At 72.1% G+C, this 21,120-nt stretch carries 18 protein-coding genes; 11 read left to right on the forward strand and 7 right to left on the reverse strand.

Annotated features, from left to right (window positions below; translation table 11 throughout):
* Positions 1-7: 7 nt before the first annotated feature.
* The 4 genes from ACF062_RS31140 to ACF062_RS31155 all read right to left on the reverse strand — a co-directional run bounded on the left by ACF062_RS31140 (position 8) and on the right by ACF062_RS31155 (position 3,140).
* On the reverse strand, positions 8-568 hold the full coding sequence (locus tag ACF062_RS31140) for a hypothetical protein (RefSeq protein WP_392142956.1): 561 nt from the start codon (positions 566-568) through the stop codon (positions 8-10).
* Positions 569-645: 77 nt separating this feature from the next.
* Positions 646-1,431: an enoyl-CoA hydratase/isomerase family protein gene (locus ACF062_RS31145; protein WP_392142957.1), complete on the reverse strand. Its 786-nt coding sequence runs from the start codon at positions 1,429-1,431 to the stop codon at positions 646-648.
* Complete coding sequence (locus ACF062_RS31150) at positions 1,428-1,892, reverse strand: Zn-ribbon domain-containing OB-fold protein (RefSeq protein WP_392142958.1); 465 nt, start codon at positions 1,890-1,892, stop codon at positions 1,428-1,430. The genes ACF062_RS31145 and ACF062_RS31150 overlap by 4 nt, the downstream gene beginning before the upstream one ends.
* 96 nt (positions 1,893-1,988) lie before the next feature.
* Positions 1,989-3,140, reverse strand: a complete 1,152-nt coding sequence (locus ACF062_RS31155; RefSeq protein WP_392142959.1) for a lipid-transfer protein — start codon at positions 3,138-3,140, stop codon at positions 1,989-1,991.
* A 122-nt stretch (positions 3,141-3,262) separates the two neighbouring features.
* On the opposite strand from ACF062_RS31155, the gene ACF062_RS31160 reads away from it, so the two are divergent.
* Positions 3,263-4,870: a FadD3 family acyl-CoA ligase gene (locus tag ACF062_RS31160; RefSeq protein WP_392142960.1), complete on the forward strand. Its 1,608-nt coding sequence runs from the start codon at positions 3,263-3,265 to the stop codon at positions 4,868-4,870.
* Here ACF062_RS31160 and ACF062_RS31165 read toward each other — a convergent pair.
* The 3 genes from ACF062_RS31165 to ACF062_RS31175 form a co-directional block, all read right to left on the reverse strand.
* A complete protein-coding gene (locus ACF062_RS31165) occupies positions 4,860-5,255 on the reverse strand; it encodes a VOC family protein (RefSeq protein ID WP_392142961.1) in 396 nt (131 codons plus the stop codon). The two genes, ACF062_RS31160 and ACF062_RS31165, sit on opposite strands and share 11 nt — an antisense overlap.
* A 498-nt stretch (positions 5,256-5,753) precedes the next feature.
* The gene (locus ACF062_RS31170) at positions 5,754-5,930 is read right to left on the reverse strand and encodes a sigma-like protein (RefSeq protein ID WP_392142962.1); all 177 of its coding nucleotides are present in this window, start codon (positions 5,928-5,930) and stop codon (positions 5,754-5,756) included.
* Positions 5,931-6,135: 205 nt separating this feature from the next.
* Positions 6,136-9,114, reverse strand: coding sequence for a BTAD domain-containing putative transcriptional regulator (locus ACF062_RS31175; protein WP_392142963.1), 2,979 nt, complete (start codon positions 9,112-9,114; stop codon positions 6,136-6,138).
* Between the two features lie 316 nt (positions 9,115-9,430).
* Here ACF062_RS31175 and ACF062_RS31180 point away from each other — a divergent pair, with 316 nt between their 5' ends.
* The 10 genes from ACF062_RS31180 to ACF062_RS31225 all read left to right on the forward strand — a co-directional run bounded on the left by ACF062_RS31180 (position 9,431) and on the right by ACF062_RS31225 (position 21,000).
* A complete protein-coding gene (locus tag ACF062_RS31180) occupies positions 9,431-10,660 on the forward strand; it encodes an amidohydrolase family protein (protein ID WP_392143029.1) in 1,230 nt (409 codons plus the stop codon).
* A 61-nt stretch (positions 10,661-10,721) separates the two neighbouring features.
* Positions 10,722-11,924 carry a helix-turn-helix domain-containing protein gene (locus ACF062_RS31185; RefSeq protein ID WP_392142964.1) on the forward strand — a complete coding sequence of 401 codons (1,203 nt, stop codon included), beginning with the start codon at positions 10,722-10,724 and terminating at the stop codon, positions 11,922-11,924.
* A 94-nt stretch (positions 11,925-12,018) separates the two neighbouring features.
* Positions 12,019-12,474, forward strand: coding sequence for a hypothetical protein (locus ACF062_RS31190; protein ID WP_392142965.1), 456 nt, complete (start codon positions 12,019-12,021; stop codon positions 12,472-12,474).
* Positions 12,475-12,818: 344 nt separating this feature from the next.
* Positions 12,819-13,451, forward strand: a complete 633-nt coding sequence (locus ACF062_RS31195) for an RNA polymerase sigma factor (protein WP_392142966.1) — start codon at positions 12,819-12,821, stop codon at positions 13,449-13,451.
* A complete protein-coding gene (locus tag ACF062_RS31200; RefSeq protein ID WP_392142967.1) occupies positions 13,444-14,439 on the forward strand; it encodes a CU044_5270 family protein in 996 nt (331 codons plus the stop codon). The genes ACF062_RS31195 and ACF062_RS31200 overlap by 8 nt, the downstream gene beginning before the upstream one ends.
* Before the next feature lie 198 nt (positions 14,440-14,637).
* The gene (locus tag ACF062_RS31205; RefSeq protein ID WP_392142968.1) at positions 14,638-15,588 is read left to right on the forward strand and encodes an LLM class F420-dependent oxidoreductase; all 951 of its coding nucleotides are present in this window, start codon (positions 14,638-14,640) and stop codon (positions 15,586-15,588) included.
* A 13-nt stretch (positions 15,589-15,601) separates the two neighbouring features.
* Positions 15,602-16,399, forward strand: a complete 798-nt coding sequence (locus ACF062_RS31210) for an SDR family NAD(P)-dependent oxidoreductase (protein WP_392142969.1) — start codon at positions 15,602-15,604, stop codon at positions 16,397-16,399.
* Between the two features lie 134 nt (positions 16,400-16,533).
* Positions 16,534-17,661: an LLM class flavin-dependent oxidoreductase gene (locus tag ACF062_RS31215; RefSeq protein WP_392142970.1), complete on the forward strand. Its 1,128-nt coding sequence runs from the start codon at positions 16,534-16,536 to the stop codon at positions 17,659-17,661.
* A gap of 118 nt (positions 17,662-17,779) precedes the next feature.
* The gene (locus ACF062_RS31220; RefSeq protein WP_392142971.1) at positions 17,780-19,519 is read left to right on the forward strand and encodes an amidohydrolase family protein; all 1,740 of its coding nucleotides are present in this window, start codon (positions 17,780-17,782) and stop codon (positions 19,517-19,519) included.
* On the forward strand, positions 19,516-21,000 hold the full coding sequence (locus tag ACF062_RS31225) for an aldehyde dehydrogenase family protein (protein ID WP_392142972.1): 1,485 nt from the start codon (positions 19,516-19,518) through the stop codon (positions 20,998-21,000). Before ACF062_RS31220 ends, ACF062_RS31225 begins: the two co-directional genes overlap by 4 nt.
* The last annotated feature ends 120 nt before the right edge of the window (positions 21,001-21,120 follow it).

A 21,120-nucleotide genomic window follows, 5' to 3' on the forward strand; every position in this document is an offset into this window, starting at 1 on the left:
GCGGCTTTCACCGTCCGGGTAGGGGCCCGGCAGGGGGCTGGGGCTCCTCCGTGTGGTGCGGGGAGCGGTTGCGGAGGCGGCGGGCGCCGAAGCGGCGCGGCTTCGGCCGCGGGTAGGTCTCGTCGTCGGGCGGAGGCGGCCCCGCGGCGCGGACCCGGCCCGCCATGAGCGCCGCCGCGAGCAGCAGCAGGACGCCGCCGCCCAGTGCGCCGAGGACGCCGAGGCCGAGGCCCGAGCCGTCGCCGGCCACGGAGAGGCTGCCCGCCGCCTGGCCCTGGCGCACCATCCACAGCACCGCGAAGCCGAGGACGACGACGCCCGCGAAGGCCACCGCCAGGCGGGACCGCAGCAGCAGCCCGGCCAGCGTCACCAGCGCCGCGAAGGCGAAGGGCAGGAAGAGCGAGGCGAAGAGTTCCGCGTGGGCGGCCGTGATCCCGCCGCCCGAGAAGAGTTCGGCGAGGCGGAAGTGGCGTCCGAGACGGCCGTCGTACCAGGCTCGGAAGGGGCTCCATACGGCGGCCGTCGCTCCGATGAGAGCGAGGACCGTCCCGAGGACGTTGCGGACCATGCCGGGGCCTCCTCTCACGATGGACGCTACGCCGGGTGCGTCCCCGCCGCCACGTGGCGCCCCTCGCTCACCTGGGGCTACCGGGTGCGGAAGCCACGCCCCCGCCGTGCCTCGAACAGCTCCGCCTGTCGCTCGGCCGGCAGATTCCCGAGGGCGATCAGATGGGGCGCGTGCGCCAGGGCCTGGGCGCGGGCCGCCTCCTTCGCCGACCAGAGCGCCCTGACCGTGCCCTGCACCGCCTCCGTGGGGTAGGACGCGATGGTCTCGGCGGCCCGGACGGCCGCCGCCAATGCCCCGCCCGGCGCGGTGACTTCGGAGACCAGGCCGGTCTCGTACGCTCTGCGCGCGGAGATCCGTTCGGCCGTGCCCATCAGCGACATCCTGGCGACCTCGCCGAACGGCATGCGCTGCGCCATGTGGATCGTCTCGAACGCGCTGACCATGCCGTACGTGGTGTGCGGGTCGAAGAACGTGGCGTGCTCGTCGGCGACCAGGAACTCGGCCTCGCCGAGGAGGTAGAAGGCGCCCCCGCACGCCATGCCGTTGACGGCGGCGATCACCGGCTTCCAGAGGTCGTTCGCCTTCGGGCCGATCGCGAGGAGCGGGTCGTCGATCGTGTAGGGGGAGCCCGGCTGAGGCACCTGGGCGGCGCGGTCGATGCCCGTGCAGAACGCCTTGTCGCCCGCGCCGGTCAGCACGATCGCCCGCACCGAGTCGTCGTACCGGAACGCCCGCCAGGCCGCGCCGAGCTCGGCCGCCATCGCCACGTCGACGGCGTTGTGGCGCTCCGGGCGGTCGAGGGTGAGGACGGTGACGCCCGTGCCGTCGTCGGTGCTCGTCCGCAGCGCGCGCGCCGGTGTCACGGCCGCTCCAGGATCCAGCGGGGCACCGTCGTCCCGGCCACGTCCGCGAAGACGACCTGCACCTTCGCGCCGATGCGGAGCTTCGCGGGGTCGACGGAGTTCAGCGGGGCGTCGGGGGTGGTGACGAGGTTGCCGACGAGGCGGATGCGGGGGGCGTCGGCGAGCTCGACGAGGATCGTGTTGTACGGGGCGTGGGCGGCGTAGGCGGGGAGGAGGGGCGGGTGCGGGATGACGTAGGACCAGATGCGGCCGTGGCCGGTCATCCTGCGCCAGGTGGTGTCGAAGGACTGGCAGTGGGGGCAGCAGGGTCTGGGTGGGAACCTCGGCTCGGCGCAGGTGGTGCAGGTCTGTATGCGGAGTTCGCCTCGGGCGGCGTAGGACCAGAAGGGGGCGCCGTCGTCGTCCGGGGTGGGCCGGAGGAGGGGTTCGGGTCCGGTTGGTCCGGTTGTCGCGTCTGCCATGTGGGTGTCCTTTGCCGGGTGCGGGTTCGTTGTGGCTGGTCGCGCAGTTCCCCGCGCCCCTGAAAGGCCCCTTGCGGGCCTTCAGGGGCGGCGCGGTCACGGGGCCCGCAGCAGAAGTGCCGACGTGGGGACGCCCTCGCCCGCCGTCACCAGGCACGTCGTCGCGTTCGGGACCTGGGCCGTGCTCGTGCCCCGCAGCTGTTTCACGCCCTCGTTGATGAGGTTGAAGCCGTGGACGTATGCCTCGCTGAGGCCGCCGCCCCCGGTGTTGATGGGGAGCCGGCCGCCGCTCTCCAGGGCGCCGCCCTCGGTGAACGCGCCGCCCTCGCCGCGTCCGCAGAAGCCGTAGCCCTCCAGGGAGAGCGGGATGAGGGCGGTGAACGCGTCGTAGATCTGGGCGACGTCCACGTCCTCGGGGCCGAAGTCGGCCTGCTTCCACAGGTGCCGGGCGGCCGTCCAGGCGGGCCCGGAGAGCGGGTCGTCGTTCCAGTAGTTGACCATGCCGTGGTGCTGCGCGGGCAGGCCCTGTGCGGCGGAGTGGACGTACACGGGTCTGGTGCGGCAGTCGCGGGCCCGCTCGGCCGACACGACCACGCACGCCAGCGCGCCGTCGGTCTCCAGGCAGTTGTCGAAGAGGCAGAGCGGTTCACTGATCCAGCGCGACGTCATATACATGTCGCGGGTCAGCGGACGGTCGTACATCATCGCGGCGGGGTTCTGGTTGGCACGGTTGCGGCAGGCCAGGGCAACGTTGAAGAGGTGGTCGCGGGTGGTGCCGTACTCGTGCATGTGGCGGCGCGCGAGCATCGCGATCTCGTCGACGGGGCGGAGCAGGCCGAAGGGGCGGGTCCACTGGGCGGGCGTGGGGAGCTGGACGGTGGTGTTCTTCCAGGGGCGGGGGCCGCTGCCGCGTTTGCGGGAGCGCCAGGCGATGCCCACGCTCGCCTGGCCGGTGGCGATGGCGGAGGCGAGGTGGCCGACGGTCGCGCACGAACCGCCGCCGCCGTAGCCGACCTTGCTGAAGAAGGTGACGTCGCCGGCGCCGATGGCCTTGGCGACCTCGACCTCGTCGGTCTCCTCCATCGTGTACGAGGCGAAGGCGTCCACCTCGGACGGGGCGATGCCCGCGTCGTCGAGCGCGGCGAGGACGGCCCGGCACGCCAACGTCTTCTCGCTGTCGGCGAGTTGTTTCGCGAAGGGGGTCTGGCCTATCCCGACGATCGCTGTGGCGTCCTTGAACGAGGGCATGGGAAGCGGCACCTCCGGGAGACGGGAAACGGTCAGCGCCCGGCTGCGTCCGGCCTGCTGACAGTGCGTCAGGCTACCGCTAATCTGACGGACGGTCAGCTACTGCGGTGGGAGGGCTTGCGATGCGCGGCGATCTGCGGTGGGGCAGCGTCCCGGGGCTGGTGCGGGCGGCCGCCGAGCGGTACGGCGAGCGGGAAGCGGTCGTGGAGGGCCGCACCCGTGTCTCGTACGGAGAACTGGGCCGGCGCGTGGAGCACGCGGCGGCCGCCTGCGTCGCGAACGGCGTCGAGCCCGGCGACCGCGTCGCCGTCTGGGCCCCCAACACCCTCGACTGGATCGTCTCCGCGCTCGGCGCGGTCTCGGCCGGCGCCGTCCTCGTCCCTCTGAACACCCGCTTCAAGGGTGCCGAGGCCGCCTACGTCCTGGCCCGCAGCCGCGCGAAGCTCCTCTTCGTCACCGGCACCTTCCTCGGTACGTCGTACGTCGCCTCCCTGCGCCGCGCGGCGTCCGACGGCGCCGGGAGCGGGCCGCTGCCCGGGCTGCCGCACCTGGAGCAGGTGATCGTCCTCTCCGACGACGCGCCGCAGGACTTCCGCACCTGGAAGGAGTTCCTGGCGAGCGGCGACGGCGTGGACGCGGCGGCCGTCCGCGCGCGGGCGGCCTCGGTCGACGGATCGGCGCCCTCGGACATCATCTTCACCTCGGGCACCACCGGCCGCCCCAAGGGCGCCGTGATCACCCACGCGCAGACGCTGCGCTGCTACGACGTGTGGAGCGAGCTGGCGGGGCTGCGCGAGGGCGACCGCTATCTGATCGTGAACCCCTTCTTCCACACCTTCGGCTACAAGGCGGGGATCATCGCCTGCCTGATGCGGGGCGCCACGATGGTCCCGCAGCCGGTCTTCGGCGTGGACACCGTCCTCGCGAACGTCGCCGCCGAACGCGTCTCCGTCCTGCCGGGCCCGCCCACCCTGCACCAGTCGATCCTCGACCACCCCTCCCGTGACCAGCACGACCTCTCCGCGCTGCGGCTCGTGGTGACGGGCGCGGCGGTCGTCCCCCTCCGGCTGGTCGAGCGGCTGCGGCGCGAGCTGCGGGTGGGCACGGTCCTGACCGCGTACGGCCTCTCGGAGGCGAGCGGCATCGTCACGATGTGCCGGCGCGGCGACCCGCCCGAGGTCATCGCGTCGACGTCGGGCCGCGCCATACCGGACACGGAGGTGAGGGTGGTCTCCCCCGCGGGGCGGCCGGTGCCGCCCGACCACCCCGGCGAGGTCCTCGTCCGCGGCCACCACGTCATGCGGGGCTACTTCGAGGACCCGGCGGAGACGGCCCGCGCGCTCACCCCGGACGGCTGGCTGCGCACCGGGGACGTCGGTGTCCTCGACAAGGACGGCAACCTCCGCATCACCGACCGCATCAAGGACATGTTCATCGTCGGCGGCTTCAACGCCTATCCGGCCGAGATAGAGCAGCTCCTCGGCCTCCACCCCGATGTCGCGGACGTCGCGGTGATCGGCGTGCCCGACGCGCGGCTCGGCGAGGTCGGCAAGGCGTACGTGGTGCGGCGGCCCGGTTCGGTGGTGACGGCGGACGACCTCATCGCCTGGTCCCGGCGGGAGATGGCGAACTACAAGGTGCCGCGGGGCGTCGAGTTCGTCGCGGAGCTGCCGAGGAACGCGAGCGGGAAAGTGGTGAAGGGGCAGCTGCGGGGCGGGGTCACTCGCTGACGGCTGCCGTGAGGGCGGCGCGCTCGGCGGCGCTGCACTCCACGCAGAATTCGTTGCCCTCGGGGTCGGCGAGGACGGCCCAGCCGCGGCCGTTCGGCTTGCGCTGGTCGTCGACGAGTTCCGCGCCGAGGGCGAGGAGCCGCTCGACCTCCTCGTCGCGGGTGCGGCCTTGCGGCTGGAGGTCGACGTGCAGCCGGTTCTTGACCGTCTTGGCATCGGGCACGGTGACGAAGAGCAGCGTGACGCCGCCGCCCTCCACCAGTGCCTCGGGGTCGCCGGGGAAGTCGTCGTCGGCGAGCTTGCCGCCGAGTACCTCCGCCCAGAAGGTGGCCTGGCGGTAGGCGTCATGGGCGTCGAACGTGAGGTGGCGCACGAGAGAGGTCATGGGCGGCACTATTCGCCTTGGCGGCGGCGCCTGTCCACAGGTTATGGAACGGGGCCGAGCGCTTGGCCCGGCCCCGTGGAGTGGCGCGGCGGTCAGTCTCTCGGGGATATCGGCGTGTGGCCGTCCCCCAGGGGCGCCGTGGGCCCGTGGCTGTCCTGTGCGGTGATCGGCGCGCGGTCACCGTGGGGGGAGGCCGGGGTGTGGCCGTCGGCGAACGCCGGGGTCGCCGCCAGGCACCCGGTGGCGACGACAGCGGCGCAAGCGACGAATAACCTCTTGGTGCGACTCATTCCAACTCCTCTGACTTCGAATGGACTTCCGACGTCGTGGACCCTACTGACCAGGGTGTCCGAACGTTCGGTTCCGTCCATCCGACGGGCGTGGCATCTCGCCCGCCCCGTTGCCCGGACATGCGTCGGCCGCGACGGCTCCCCCTCCGCGCCGCCGCGGCCGATCGATCCCCCGTCGGGATATGAAGTGGTTCAGTCCTTGGGCGGTTCAGTCCTTGGGCGGGGCGGGCGTGTGGCCCTCGCCCTGCGTGGTGACGGTGCCGTCCTTGGGCGGGGCGGGCGTGTGGCCCTCGCCCAGCGTCGTGACGGTGCCGTCCTTGGGCGGAGCCGGCGTGTGGCCCTCTCCCATGGTGGTGATGCCGACGTTCTTGTCGATCTCGCTCATGTGTGACAACTCCTTGGGTCAGAACGGGGTTCCGGTAGTGGTTACGCCCGCTCGGCGACTCCCCCGAGGACCGCCGAACGGGCGTACCGGGCCGCTCACCTTATCCACAGGGCCCTGGCGACCCGTCTGCCCCCCGACGCGACGGATCGACTCCATGAGAGTGCCAGCCGCTCATAAACGTTCGATGAACGTCACCCGGGTGCCGTCAGGTGACGGTGGTGGGATCGAGGAGGTTCCTGACCCGAGCGGCTTCCGGCGCGCCCGCCTCTTCAAGGATGGCCAGGGCCTCGCGCCAGCAGGCCTTCGCGCGGTCCAGCTGCGCCAGGTCCGCCAGTGACCGCCCCAGCAGCGTCAGGACGTTGGCCCGCATCCACTCGCCGCCGACGCAGCCGATGGCGAGCGCCTGCTCGGCATGCTGGGCGGCGCGGGCCGCGCGGCCGTACGCGAGTTCCACCTGGGCGATGCGGTAGTGCGTCGTGCCCTCCCACAGGCGCTGACGGTTCTCCACGAAGATCTGCACGGCGTCGGTCAGCTGGTCCAGGGCATCCGCGTGCCGGTTCGCGTCGCTGAGCGCGAGACCGAGGGTGTACTTCGCGTTGGCCAGGCGGAAGGTGACCCCGAGGTCGGTGTAGATGGTGATCGCCTGCCGGGCGAGGTCGATCGATTTGTGGATGCGGCCCATCGCGAGCAGCGCTCGGGACAGGTTGCACAGGGCGCTCGCCTCGCTGTGGCGGTTGCCGTCGGCACGGAAGGCGTCGATCGCCTTCCGCAGATGCGTCTCACTGACCTCCGGCCGGTTGATGCAGTTGTTGACGATGCCCTGTTCGTTCAGGGCGTTGCCGGTGGTCCACGGGTCCCCGGATCCCGTGGCGAGCGTGGCGGCCAGTTCCAGCTCGGTGGCGGCGGCGTCGAAACGGCCGACCTTGTTGAGCACCTGGGCGAGGCTCACCCGCGCCCGTCCCTCGGCGAGCGCGTCGCCGGCCGTGGCGGCCGCCGCGCAGGCGGCGCGCGTCGCCGTCTCGTACCGGTGCGATATGGCCCCCGACTCCGCCAGGTCCTTCGCGGCGAGGAGCAGGTCGACCGCCCGCCGCAGCCCCGTACGGCCCAGCGACTGCTGGACGCACGCCAGGATGCAGGAGGCCTCCGCGTGCAGCCAGTCGAAGGCCGTGGTGCCGTCCGTGAAGTCGAGGCCGACCCGTTCGGTGACCTCCAGGTGGTCCACCGTGCGGTCCCCGGGGCGCTCTATCGCGTAGACCCGCGCCGCCGACGCCAGATAGAAGTCCAGGAGCCGCGACATCGCCGCTTCGCGTTCGCTCGGGGGCTGTTCGTCGCGTTCGGCGCATGCACGCGCGTAGAGGCGTACGAGGTCGTGGTAGCGGTAGCGGCCCGGCGCCGCGGACTCCACCAGGGACGTGTCCACCAGGGACTCCAGGAGGTCCTCCGTCTCCTCCGGGGAGAGGTCGAGGACCGCCGCGGCCGCCGCCAGGGACAGGTCGGGGCCGTCCGCGAGGCCGAGGAGGCGGAAGGCCCTCGCCTGGGCCGGCTCCAGCTGGCCGTAGCCGAGTTCGAAGGTGGCCTTGACCGCGAGGTCGCCCGCCTGGAGCTCGTCGAGGCGGCGCCGCTCGTCCGCCAGCTTCGCGGCCAGTGTCGAGACCGTCCACGTGCGGCGCGCCGCCAGGCGGGACGCGGCGATGCGGATGGCGAGCGGCAGGAAGCCGCACGCCGCCACCACGTCGAGGGCCGCCTCCCGCTCCGAGGTGACGCGCTCCTCGCCGACGATGCGGGTGAACAGGAGCAGGGCCTCCTCCGGGGACATCACGTCCAGGTCGACCAGGTGGGCGCCCGCCAGGTCGACCATGCGGACGCGGCTCGTGACCAGGGCCGCGCAGCCCTCCATGCCGGGGAGCAGCGGCCTGACCTGGGCGGCGTCGCGCGCGTTGTCCAGGAGGACCAGCACCCTGCGGCCGTCCAGGGCCGAGCGGTACAGCGCCGCCCGCTCCTCCAGGGAGTCCGGGATCGCCGAGTCGGCCGTGCCGAGGGCCCGCAGGAAGGCGCCGAGCACCGTCTCCGGCTCCGCCGCCCGCGCGCCCGCCCCCTGGAGGTCCACGTACAGCTGGCCGTCCGGGAAGTGGGTGCGCGCGACGTGCGCGACGTGCACGGCCAGCGTCGTCTTGCCGACGCCCCCGATGCCCGCGAGCGCCGAGACCGCCATCACGCGGCCCTCGGCGGCGGAGAGGATGTCGCTCAGCTCGTCCACGAAGGACGCGCGGCCCGTGAAGTCGGGGACCGTCGCCGGGAGCTGGGCGGGCCGGACCAGTTTCCCGGTGGGCTCGGGCGAGGGCGCCGAGGGCTCGGCGAGCGCGGGGTCGGCCTGGAGGATGCGCTGCTGGAGTTCCTTGAGGCCGGGGCGCGGGTCGACGCCGAGTTCGTCGGCGAGCAGGCGGCGCGTGTCGGCGTAGACGGCGAGGGCCTCGGCCTGGCGGCCGCTGCGGTAGAGCGCGAGCATCAGCAGTTCGCGCAGTCGCTCGCGCAAAGGGTGGGCCGCCGTCAGGGCGGTCAGTTCGGAGACGGCCTCCGCGTGGCAGCCGACCTCCAGGTCCATGTCGAGGCGGGACTCGACCAGCTGCAGCCGCCATTCGCCGAGGCGGGTGCGCTGCGTCTCGGCGTAGGGCCCGGGGACGCCGGCCAGGGGCTCGCCGTCCCACAGGTCGAGGGCCTCGTTCACCAGCGTGCGGGCCTGGCGCAGGTCGCCCACGCCGCGCGCCTTCTCGGCCGCCGCCCAGAGGTCCTCGGCCTGGGCGAGGTCGAGGGCGCCGTCCGCGACCTGGATCGAGTAACCGCCGGATTCGCTGACGAGAACACCGGAGGGCAGTACCTTCCGCAGCCGGGACGCGTACGTGCGTACCGCGGCCAGTGCCTGCGAGGGCGGTTCCTCGCCCCAGAGGGCGTCGATCAGCTCCGAGGCCGTGGCCGTGCGGCCGTCCCTCAGCAGGAGGGCCGCCAGCAGGGCCCGCTGCTGGGGTGAACCGGTCTGGAGCTGATCCGTGCCGTGCCACGCGCGCACCGGGCCGAGCACGCTGAAGCGTGACGCCTGGACCTCGGGGGGGTGCCCCTCGGTCCGTCCCTCGGGGGTGTTCCCCGAGGCCGGACGCCACTGCTCCGGTACTCGCGGTACATCGACCATCGCTCCCCCTGCCGCCCTGCCGTTCCCAAGTCCTGCCGGTCGCGGGCCTGCCCTGCCCGCGTCGTGCCGTATTCGGTCGTGCCTCGGCCGGGCCGCGGCCCCGCTTCGGGCGGTCCGTGGCCGTACCTCGGTTCGTGCACCCGCCAGTTTGCCTTGTCCGCGGCGGATGCGTCAGCCATGGGAGACGGCTCTCACAGGGTCCTCGCACGCCGTTCCGTGCGACGCCGTGCTCCGGTACGCCTCAGCGAGCGCCGTACGACTTGCTGACGCCCCGTCAGATCAACGCTACCGTGGCCGTATGGAGACCGTGGAGACCATGGCGAGCCCGGAGACCTTCCCCAAGATCATCTCGGTGGACGACCACACCGTCGAACCCCCGCACGTCTGGCGGGACCGGCTCCCGTCCAGGTACCGGGAGAGCGGACCCCGCGTCGTGCGCGCCCCGCTGAAGCAAATGACCTTCCTGGGCGGGAAGTTCGCCCCGGTGATGGGGCGGCAGGGGGACGAGGGGCCCATCGGTGACTGGTGGGTGTACGAGGACCTGCACCGGCCCCTCACCCGCCTCGACACGGCGGTCGGCTACGACCGGGACGAGATCAAGCTCGAAGTCATCACCTACGAGCAGATGCGGCCCGGCTCCTACAGCGTGCCCGACCGCCTCGCCGACATGGACGTCAACCACGTCCAGTCGGCCCTGTGCTTCCCCACCTTCCCGCGCTTCTGCGGCCAGACGTTCACCGAGGCCAAGGACCGTGAACTCGGGCTGCTCGGGGTACGCGCGTACAACGACTGGATGGTCGAGGAATGGTGCGGCCCCGAGGCCCACGGCCGCCTCATACCGCTCACCCTCATCCCCCTGTGGGACGCCCGACTGGCCGCCGCCGAGGTGCGGCGCAACGCCGCGCGCGGGGTGCGGGCGGTGGCCTTCTCCGAGATCCCGCCGCACCTCGGGCTGCCGTCCATCCACACCGACGAGTGGGACCCCTTCCTCGCGGCGTGCGACGAGACGGGGACGGTGGTGGCCATGCACATCGGCTCCTCCAGCCGGATGCCGTCGACCTCGGCGGACGCGCCGCCGGCCGTGGGTTCGACGATCACCTTCGCCAACTGCTGCTTCTCGATGGTGGACTGGCTGATGAGCGGCAAGTTCGAACGCTTCCCGAACCTCAGGGTCATGTACGCGGAGGGGCAGATCGGCTGGATCCCGTACATCCTGGAGCGGGCCGACGTGGTGTGGGAGGAGAACCGGGGCTGGGGCGGCGTCGCGGACAAGGTGCACCGGCCGCCGTCGGAACTCTTCGCGGAGCATGTCTTCGGGTGCTTCTTCGACGACGCGTTCGGGCTGCGGAACCTCGACTCCATCGGCGTCGGGAACGTTCTCTACGAGACGGACTACCCGCACTCGGACTCGACGTGGCCGAAGTCGAGGGAGGTGGGCGAGGCGCAGATGGGGCACTTGGCGCCGGACGTCGTGGAGCGGATCGTACGGGGCAACGCGATCCGCCTGCTGGGGCTGACGGATTCGGGGCTCTGGTCCGGGGCGTGAGGCGGGGGCTCCGGGCCTACCATCGAGGTACAGCAGCCGGAGCGAACGCACTGGGGTGACCGTGAGCAACTGGGCGGATCTGACGAACGGCAAGCGCATCAAGTGTCTGCGGGGCTCCGATCTGACCCAGCAGGGGCTGGCGGAGGCGGCGGGGCTGTCCCTTGCGCTGGTGCAGAAGGCCGAGCAGGACCGGGGGGAACTGTCCATCGGCTCGCTGCTGAAGCTGGCGCATGCGTTGAATACGGACGTGTCGGTGATTCTGGGGCAGCAGGCGCCGCGGCGGGGGATGAGCCGGGGCACCCGAGCAGCCTTGCGGCGGCTCTCCGACGCGGTTCACTACAGCGCCCTCGGGGACTGGGACGGCCTCGGCGAGCCGAGCACGCTCTCCGAGTTGTCGAGCGTCCAGGACCGGGTCGGCGCCGCCTACTGGCGGGGCGACTTCGTGGAGGTGAGTGAACTTCTTGCCAAGCTACTGGTCGAAGGGGCCGCCCGGTTCGGGCAGGCGACGGGGTACGAGCGTGAACAACTGGCTGCGGTCCTCACCAGCGCCTATCAGTTCGCCTCTTCGAGCGCGATGCTGCTCGGGCAGCGGGATCTCGCCTTCAGCGCGCTCACCTCCGCACGGCACATCGAAGCGAGCGCCGGGGACGTCGTGCTGTCCGCAGTCACCCAGTCCACCCTGTCCTGGCTCCACCTCCGGAGCGCCAAAGTCCCCCAGGCCGTCACGGTCGCGGAGCGTGCGGCTCTGCGCATCGAGCCCTCGTTCAGCAAGGCTCCACGCCCTCAACTCGTGGCGTACGGACGCCTGATGATCGCGGCCGCAGTCGCCGCATCCCGACGCGGCGACGGTGTGTCCGCGGAGGACTATCTGTCGCAGGCGCATGCGGCTGCGGCTCGACTCGGCCGGGACGAGACCGTGTACGGCACGCATTTCGGTCCGACCACCGCGAACACCGAAGCTGTCGGAATCGCCGTCGCGCTGGGGAATCACGGAAAAGCCCTCCAGCTGGCCTCGCGCACCGAGTTGCCGGGGTCCATGCCGAAGCTCGCCCGCAACCGCTACAAGCTTGACGTCGCTCTCGCGCAGTGCGCGGCCGGGCTGCACGACAAGGCTGCGGACACCCTGATCGAGGTGGGCCTCGACGCCCCGGAGTGGGTCAGGCACCAGGCGCTGCCCGGCGTCATCGGCAAGCGCCTCGCCAAGGTGTCCACGGCGCGCGTGCGGCACATCGGCGAACTCATCGGCGTCCCGCTGATCGCGTAAGCCCGACGGAGCGTACGAGCGGAGGCCGTTCAGCCTCGCCCTCCCCTATGGCCCATCTCTTCACCGTAGGTGATCGAATGGGCACGATAAGTGCATGGCCAGTTCCGAATACGAACCGCAGCAGAGCGAGAACCGCACCGGCCGATCCGACGGCGACCTGAGACGCCGACGCGCACTGGCGGACGCGGCGGCCGGCATCGCGCCGGAGGAGTCCGGCCGGATCAAGCGGTTCCGCTGCGTGATCTACCTCTGCGGAGCCCCGCGGGCGAACATCGTGGGGCCCCGTATCGACTGCGTGGAGTACGCCGAGGCGTTCGGCTGGGAGATCACCGAGGTGATCGAGGAGCGCGCGGGGCTGCTGCCGCCGCAGGGGCGGGACGGGCTGGGGCGCGCCGTGCGGCGGGTGCGCCGCGGGGAGGCGGGGGCGGTGCTCACGGCGTGCCGCTCGATGATCTCCGCCGTCCCGGGGGAGTACGACGAGCTGGCGAGCGAGATCGAGAAGGCCGGGGGCTTCCTGCACGTCGCGGGCACGCCGCGCGCCGAGCGGTAGCCGTGACCTTCACCCCGGCCGCCGCACGCCAGTGGCGCGACGCGTGGCCGCTCGTCGCGCGGACCGACGACGGGAACCGGTGGGTGACCGGCTCCTGCTGGCTGTACTGCCGGCGCCGGAACGTGCGTGTGCTGTGGGTCGGTTCGGTGACCACGCCCGGCGCGACAGGTGACGTATACGGTTGCGGCCCTTGCGTCGCCGAGCTCGCGCACATGACACGCGCCCAGGCGCACGAGCGGGACAGGATCCCGGGCCACCCCGAGGGAACCACTTCCGCGCGATGGGCGAAGGAGAGGTGAAAGCCCAAGTATTCGAGCATCGTCCCTTGGACGAAAGGAGCCCCGATGACCGTCGGACCAGGCGTCGGCATCGGCACCACACGTGCCGATCCGGAGAGCGACGCCTCAGTGATCGCGCGGTCCCGGGATGAGCCCGAGGCGTTCGCCGCGCTCTTCGACCGGCACGCCGACGCAGTGCACCGCTACGCGGCCCGCCGCCTCGGCGGCGAGGTCGCCGATGACCTCATGGCGGAGACCTTCACCACCGCGTTCCAGCAGCGGCACCGCTACGACCCGGCCCGTGGCACGGGCGCCGACGCCCGGCCCTGGCTGTTCGGCATAGCGACCAACCTGGTCGGCCGGCACCGGCGGGCGGAGGCCCGCCGGTTCAAGGCCATGGCCAGGGTCCCGGCCCCCGCCGACCACGACGAGCCGCTGGCCGACCGGGCCGCGGACCGGGTGGTGGCGCGGGCCGTGCGCCGCGAGCTGGCGGCGGCGCTGGCCGCGCTGCCCGCCCGGCACCGGGACGTGCTGCTGCTTGTGGCCTGGGGTGGTCTCGGCTACGAGGAGACGGCCCAGGCCCTCGGTATCCCCGTGGGCACGGTCAGATCACGGCTGCACCGGGCTCGCGGCAAGCTGCGCGAAACATTGGGCGGATCCGATCCGACGGCACTGCGAGAGGTATCCGACCATGAATGACGAACTCGAACTCTTGAAGGAGTGGGACGCGGACGCGGCCCCGCTCACCGGTTCGGCCCGGGACCGGGCCCGGCACCGGCTGCTCAACACGATGGTCCACGCGGACCGGCGCACCGGCACCGGCATCGGAACCGGCACCGGCATCGGCCCCGGTCGCCGCCGCGCGCTGCGCCTCGTGGCGGCCGCGGTGGTCGCCACGGCGGTCACGGGGACGGCGGTCCTGATCGGTACGGACGGCTCCGGCGAGGGCGGCGGTGCTCCGGGCACGAGCGCCCCGCGGGTGGAGAACGCCGCCGCGACGGTGCTGAACGGGGCGGCGGCGTGGGAGCGCCAGCGGGAGAAGGAGCCGGTGGCGCCGCGTGACGACCAGTTCATCTACTCGAAGCGGATCATCAAGGAGACGGAGCAAAAGACCGGCGAGGTCAAGACCTACACCGATGAGATGTGGGACTCGGTGGACGTCTCCAAGCGCTCCTTGTCCATGGAACTGGGCCGCGAGATGTGGGAGGAGCCCGCGGGGAAGGGCGGCGGGGTGTGGCCGCCCCGGAAGTGGAGCGAGCTGAAGAAGCTGCCCCAGGATCCGGAGAAGCTCGTCTCGGCCATCCTCACCCCCGGCGGGTCCGACGACCGGTCGGTCGGCGATCTCACCGGGTTCGATCGGTTCCAGGCCTACTTCCTGCTCGGCGAGCTCCTGAAGAACCCGGTGCTGCCCCAGGGACTGCGCCCCGCGGCGTACGAGGCGCTGGCCCTCGTGCCCGGCGTCAGGACGATCCCGGGAGTGAAGGACTCCGCCGGGCGGACCGGGGTGGGGGTCGCCTACACCGAGCGCGGGTCCCGCGAAGGCGCGTACCTGATCTTCGATCCGGCGTCGTATGAATTCCTGGGCTTCCGCGACGAGCGGATCTCGGCTTCCGGGAAGAAGAAGTACATCCAGCTGTCGCACGTGGTGGACTGGGGGATCGTCGACCGGGTGAGGCAGCGCCCGTAGGCCGCTGCCCCGCGGGGCCGCCGGCACCGGCAGACGGTCGCCGGCGGCTCACCGGCGAACAGGCGGCGGGCGCCCTCCCGCGACGAAGCCGCATGGCCAGGCCCTTGCCTGACGAACCGTCAGCCCGCACCATGGCGACCGGCGCGTAAGTGACGTGCCGTCAGGTCTCGTCCGGCCGACAGGCAGGAGCCGCCAGCCATGTCCCCGCCAGCGCAGTGGAATTCGTCCCTCGCGTACGGAATGCAGCTCCCCGTACAGTCCCAGAGCTCCCTCTACGCCGAACCCTGGGAAGCCGACGCGACCCCCGGCGACCTCGTCGAGATCGCCCGCACCGCCGACCGCGCCGGCTTCGCCTACCTCGCGAGCTGCGACCACGTCGCGATCCCCCGCCGCCTCGCCGGAGCCATGGGCACCACCTGGTACGACCCCGTGGCGACCCTCTCCTACCTCGCCGCCGCCACCGAGAACGTCCGGCTGATGAGCCACGTCGCCATCGTGGGCCTGCGCCACCCCCTCCTCTCCGCCAAGCAGTACGCGACCCTGGACCACCTCAGCGGCGGCCGTCTGATCCTCGGGGTCGGCGCGGGGCACGTACCGGAGGAGTTCGAGGCGCTCGGCGTCGACTTCGCGCGGCGCGGGCCGGTGCTCGACGAGACCATCGACGCGCTGAGGGCCGCGCTCGGCCCGGACGAATACCCCGAACACCACGGCGAGCGACACGACTTCAGCGGCCTCGGCCAGCGTCCTCGACCCGCCCAGCGCCGCGTACCGCTCTGGGTCGGCGGCTCCTCACCCGCCGCCATCCGCCGCGCGGCGACCCGCGCCGACGGCTGGCTGCCCCAGGGCGACCCGCGCGACAAGCTGCCCGCGCAGATCGCGAAGCTCAGGCGGCTGCGGGCACAGGCGGGGATCGAGGAGCCGATCGTCATCGGCGCGATCACCGAGGCCCTGTACGTCGGCGAGCCGGGCTGGCCCGTGGGGCGCCGGACGCTGCACGGCAAGCCGGAGGCCCTCACCGAGTCCCTCCGCGCGTACGCCGCGATGGGCGTCGACCAGGTCCAGGTCCGCTTCCGCAGCCGCGGGCGGGACGAACTCACCGACCAGATGCGGGCGTTCGCCGCCGACGTGGCCCCTCACCTCAACGACTGAAGGAAGTGACCCCATGGGCAAGCTGGACGGCCGCGTCGTCATCGTCACCGGCGCGGCACGCGGACAGGGCGAGCAGGAGGCCCGCCTCTTCGCCGCCGAGGGCGCCGAGGTCGTCGTCGCCGACGTGCTCGACGACCAGGGCGAGGCGCTGGTCAAGGAGATCGTCGAGGAGCGGGGCGAGCGGGCGGCCACGTACGTCCACCTGGACGTGCGCGAGGAGGCCGACTGGCAGGCGGCGGTGGCCACCGCCAAGGACGCCTACGGCAAGGTCGACGGGCTGGTGAACAACGCCGGGATCCTCCGCTTCAACGAACTCCTCGCCACGCCCCTGGAGGAGTTCCAGCAGGTCATCCAGGTCAACCAGGTCGGCTGCTTCCTCGGCATCCGCACCGTCGCCCCCGAGATCGCGGCGGCCGGCGGCGGCACCATCGTGAACACTGCCTCCTATGCGGCGCTCACGGGCATGGCCTTCGTCGGCGCGTACGCCGCGACCAAGCACGCGATCCTCGGCCTCACGCGCGTCTCCGCCATCGAGCTGGCGGCGAAGGGTATCCGCGTCAACGCCATCTGCCCCGGAGCCGTGGACACCCCCATGACCGACCCGGCGCAGCTGGACCCGGCCGCCGACCCGGAGGCGGCGCGCGGGGCGGTGGCGAAGCTGTACGAGAAGCTGGTGCCGATGGGGCGGATCGGCACGCCCCAGGAGATCGCGGCCCTCGCGCTCTTCCTCACCGGCACGGACTCCTCGTACATCACCGGCCAGCCCTTCGTCATCGACGGCGGCTGGCTGGCGGGGGTCAGCGTCATCTGACGTTACGTCAGCTATTGACGCCCCGCCCGCCCGGTGGAACAGTCGACGCATCCTGAACTGACGGGCCGTCAGAAAGCGTGGCGGTGCGAGGGCGAGCCCGGCCCGTCAGAACCTCACGAGGATGGTGAACCTCCTTGGAATTCGGTCTCTTTGTACAGGGATACGTGCCCGCCGCGCGGGCCCAGGTCGACCCCGAAGCGGAGCACAAGGCGCTCATCGAGGAGACCGAGTACGTCATCCAGGCGGACAAGTCCGGGTTCAAGTACGCCTGGGCCTCCGAACACCACTTCCTGGAGGAGTACTCCCACCTCTCCGCCAACGACGTCTACCTCGGGTACCTGGCCCACGCGACCGACCGCATCCACCTCGGCTCGGGCATCTTCAACCCGCTCGCGCCCGTCAACCATCCGGTGAAGGTGGCGGAGAAGGTCGCCATGCTCGACCACCTCTCCGAGGGCCGCTTCGAGTTCGGCACGGGCCGCGGCGCCGGATCGCACGAGATCCTCGGGTTCATGCCGGGCATCACCGACATGAACCACACCAAGGAGATCTGGGAAGAGACCATCGCCGAGTTCCCGAAGATGTGGCTCCAGGACGAGTACGCCGGCTTCCAGGGCAAGCACTGGTCCCTGCCGCCGCGCAAGATCCTGCCCAAGCCGTACGGGAAGTCCCACCCCGCCATGTGGTACGCCGCCGGGTCCCCCTCCTCGTACGCGATGGCGGGGAAGAAGGGCCTCGGGGTGCTCGGTTTCAGCGTGCAGAAGGTGTCCGACATGGAGTGGGTCGTCGACTCCTACAAGTCGGCCGTGAAGGAGGCCGCGGCGATCGGCGACTTCGTCAACGACAACGTCATGGTGACCTCCACGGCCATCTGCGCCGAGACGCACGCCAAGGCCGTCGAGATCGCCGTCGGCGGCGGCCTCAACTACCTCCAGTCGCTGCTCTTCCGCTACCACGACACGTTCCCGCGCCCCGAGGGCATCCCCGAGTGGCCCGAGCTGCTGCCCGCGTACAGCGAGGAGATCATCGAGCTGCTCATCGCCGAGGAGCTGATGATCTGCGGTGACCCGGACGAGGTCTTCCGGCAGTGCAAGCGGTGGGAACAGGCCGGTGCCGACCAGCTCAGCTTCGGGCTGCCGATCGGTGTCTCGCCCGAGGACACGGTGAACACGATCAAACTCATCGGCGAGCACGTGATCCCGAAGATCGACACGGATCCGGTCCACCGCACCACGCGCTTCCGGCAGGCCGCGGGGGCGTGAGCCCTGAGGCACGCGGCCGCCCCGGCCACCAGCCACCCCGGCCTCCCCTCCCGGACGGAGGCCGGGGTTCCGCCACGTCCGCCCGCCCCACTGAAGGCACCACAGGAAGGGACACGCCATGCTCGACCACCTCATCCGCGCGGCGACCGTCGTGGACGGCACCGGCGCCCCCGCCCGCGTCGCCGACGTCGGCCTACGGGACGGCCGTATCGCCGTCATCGCCGCACCGGGAGCCGTGTCCGAGGAGGCACGGACCAGTGAGGACGCCCGGGGCCTGGTCCTCGCCCCCGGGTTCGTCGACCCGCACACGCACTACGACGCGCAGCTGTTCTGGGATCCGTACGCCACCCCGTCCCTCAACCACGGCGTGACGACCGTCGCGGGCGGCAACTGCGGGTTCACGCTCGCGCCGCTGCACCCCGGCCGGCCGGAGGACGCCGACTACACGCGGCGGATGATGTCGAAGGTCGAGGGCATGTCGCTGGTGTCGCTGGAGGAGGGCGCGCCCTGGACGTGGAGTTCGTTCGGGGAGTACCTCGACGCCCTGGAGGGGCGGATCGCCGTCAACGCCGGGTTCATGGTGGGCCACTGCGCCCTGCGGCGGTACGTCATGGGCGCGGACGCCGTCGGCGGGCAGCCGACCCCCGCCCAGCTGGAGGAGATGCTGCGCCTCTTCCACGACGCGATGGACGCGGGCGCGTGGGGCCTGTCCACCACGCAGTCCTCCACCCACTCCGACGGCGACGGACAGCCCGTCGCCTCCCGCCACGCCCGCCCCGACGAACTGCTCGCCCTCTCCCGCGCCGTCGCCGAGCACGAGGGCACGCAGCTCGAAGCGATCGTGGCGGGGTGCCTGGACCAGTTCGGCGACGACGAGATCGACCTCCTGGTGGAGATGAGCGTGGCCGCCGGGCGGCCCCTCAACTGGAACGTCCTCACCATCGACGCCGCCGTCCCCGAACGCGTCCCGCGCCAGCTCGTGCCGAGCGAACGCGCCCGCGAGGCGGGCGGCCGCGTCGTCGCCCTCACCATGCCGATCCTCACCCCCATGAACATGTCGCTCGGCACCTTCTGCGCCCTCAACCTCATCCCCGGCTGGGGCGACATCCTCGGCCTGCCCGTCCCGGAACGCATCGCCAAGCTGGGCGACCCCGACGTGCGCCGGGAGATGCTGCGGCGCGCGGACAGCAAGGAGGCGGGTGTCTTCCGCCGCCTGGCCCGCTTCGACCGGTACGTCATCGGTGACACGTACTCCGAGCGGAACGAGGGCCTCACCGGCCGCGTCGTCGCCGACATCGCCGCCGAACGCGGCCAGGACCCCTTCACCTGCCTCGTCGAGATCTGCGCCGCCGACCGGCTGCGCACCGTCCTGTGGCCGATGCCGACCGACAACGACCCCGACTCCTGGGCCCTGCGCGCCCGGACCTGGCAGCACGAGGACGTCCTCCTCGGCGGCTCGGATGCGGGCGCGCACCTGGACCGCATGTGCGGGGCCCCGTACACGACCCGGTTCCTCGGCGACTGCCTGCGCGGACGCAAGCTGGTCGGTCTCGAACAGGCGGTGAAGATGCTCACCGACGATCCCGCCCAGCTCTTCGGGCTGCGCGAACGCGGCCGGATCACCGAGGGCCACCACGCCGACCTGGTGCTCTTCGACCCGGAGCGGATCGACGCGGGCAAGGCCACCCTCGTCCACGACCTGCCCGGCGACAGCCCGCGCCTGGACTCCAAGGCGATCGGCGTCAACGCCGTCTGGGTCAACGGCGTCGAGGTCATCCGCGAGGACGTCGTCACCGGCGCCGTGCCGGGCGCGATCCTGCGGTCCGGCCGCGACACGAGGACGGTGAGCACCAAGTGACGGGCGCGCGGCGGCTGTTCCTCGGCGGCGAGTGGGCCGAGCCCGACGGCGGGCACTACGAAGTGATCGACCCGGCGACCGAGCAGGTCGTCGGCCTCGCCCCCGAGGCGAGCCGCGAGCAGGCGTACGCGGCGGCCTCGGCGGCCCGCGACGCCTTCCCCGCCTGGTCCCGCACGGCCCCCGAGGAGCGGGCGGCCGTCCTGGACCGCGCGGCGGGCATCCTGCGCCGCGACCTCGCCGCGCACGCCGAACTCGCCCGCGCCGAGACCGGCGCGACGACCGGCACGGCACGCGGCATGCAGGTCGCCGTGGCCGTGTCGCGTTTCCAGCGGTACGCGAAGGGCGCGCTGGAACCGGTGGAGTCCGCACTGCCGCCGCAGATCAGCGAGGCGGGGCCGATGGGCCCGGCGGCGGTCACGGGCGCGCTCGCCGTGCGCCAGCCCGTCGGCGTCGTCACGTGCGTCACCTCGTACAACAATCCCTGGGCGAACCCGGCGGGCAAGGTCGCGCCCGCCCTCGCCATGGGCAACACCGTCGTCGTGAAACCGGCGCCGCAGGACCCCCTGTCCGTGTACGCGATGGCCGCCGCGCTGGAAGAGGCGGGCGTCCCGCCCGGCGTCGTCAACGTCGTCTCCGGCACGGACGCGGCGGTGGGCGAGGCCGCCGTCGCCTCCCCCGACGTCGACATGGTGAGCTTCACCGGCTCGACGGCGGTCGGCCGGCGCATCGGCGAGGTCTGCGGCCGGGACATGAAGCGGCAGCTGATGGAACTGGGCGGCAAGGGCGCGGCGATCGTCTTCGACGACCTGGACGACAAGGGCCTGGCCGCGGCCGTCGCCGGTATCGGCACCACCTTCTCCTTCTACAGCGGCCAGATCTGCACGGCCCCGACCCGCGTGATCGCCGAACGCGGCGTGTACGACCGGCTGGTGCGGAAGCTGACCGAGTACATCGGCTTCCTCAAGATCGGCGACCCGCGCGAGCGGGACACGGTCGTCGGCCCGGTGATCTCGGCGGCACACCGCGACCGCGTCGAGTCGTACGTCGAACTGGGCCGCAAGGAGGGGGCACGCGTCGTCACGGGCGGCGAGCGCCCGGCGCTCCCGACCGGCTTCTACGTGGCCCCGACCCTCCTCGCCGACTGCACCCCCGACATGCGGGTCGTCCGCGAGGAGGTATTCGGCCCGGTGGTTGCGGTGGTCCCCTTCGACGCAGACGGCCCGGAAGCCGCCGAGGAAACGGCGATCACCCTCGCCAACGACAGCGAGTACGGCCTCATCGACTACGTCTGGTCGGGCGACGTGGCCCGCGCCTTCCGAGTCGCCCGCCGGCTGCGGGCGGGCGGCGTCGGCGTCAACACGGTCGGCCGCAACATGGAGGCGCCGTTCGGCGGCTTCAAGCGGAGCGGCGTGGGCCGGGACGTGGGTTCGTACGCCCTGCACGCGTACAGCGAACTCCAGGCGATCGTGTGGCCGGGGTGAGGGCGCGGTAGCGGTATCCGTGCCGTATGCCCCGCTTTGCGGCACCGTCGCAGAAGTTCGCTCTGGCGAAACCGATGACCCCACCGCTAGCGTCAGTCGTCTTGGTCAGCCAAACAGGGG

The organism is Streptomyces sp. NPDC015345 (assembly GCF_043078805.1).
Classification (GTDB): domain Bacteria; phylum Actinomycetota; class Actinomycetes; order Streptomycetales; family Streptomycetaceae; genus Streptomyces.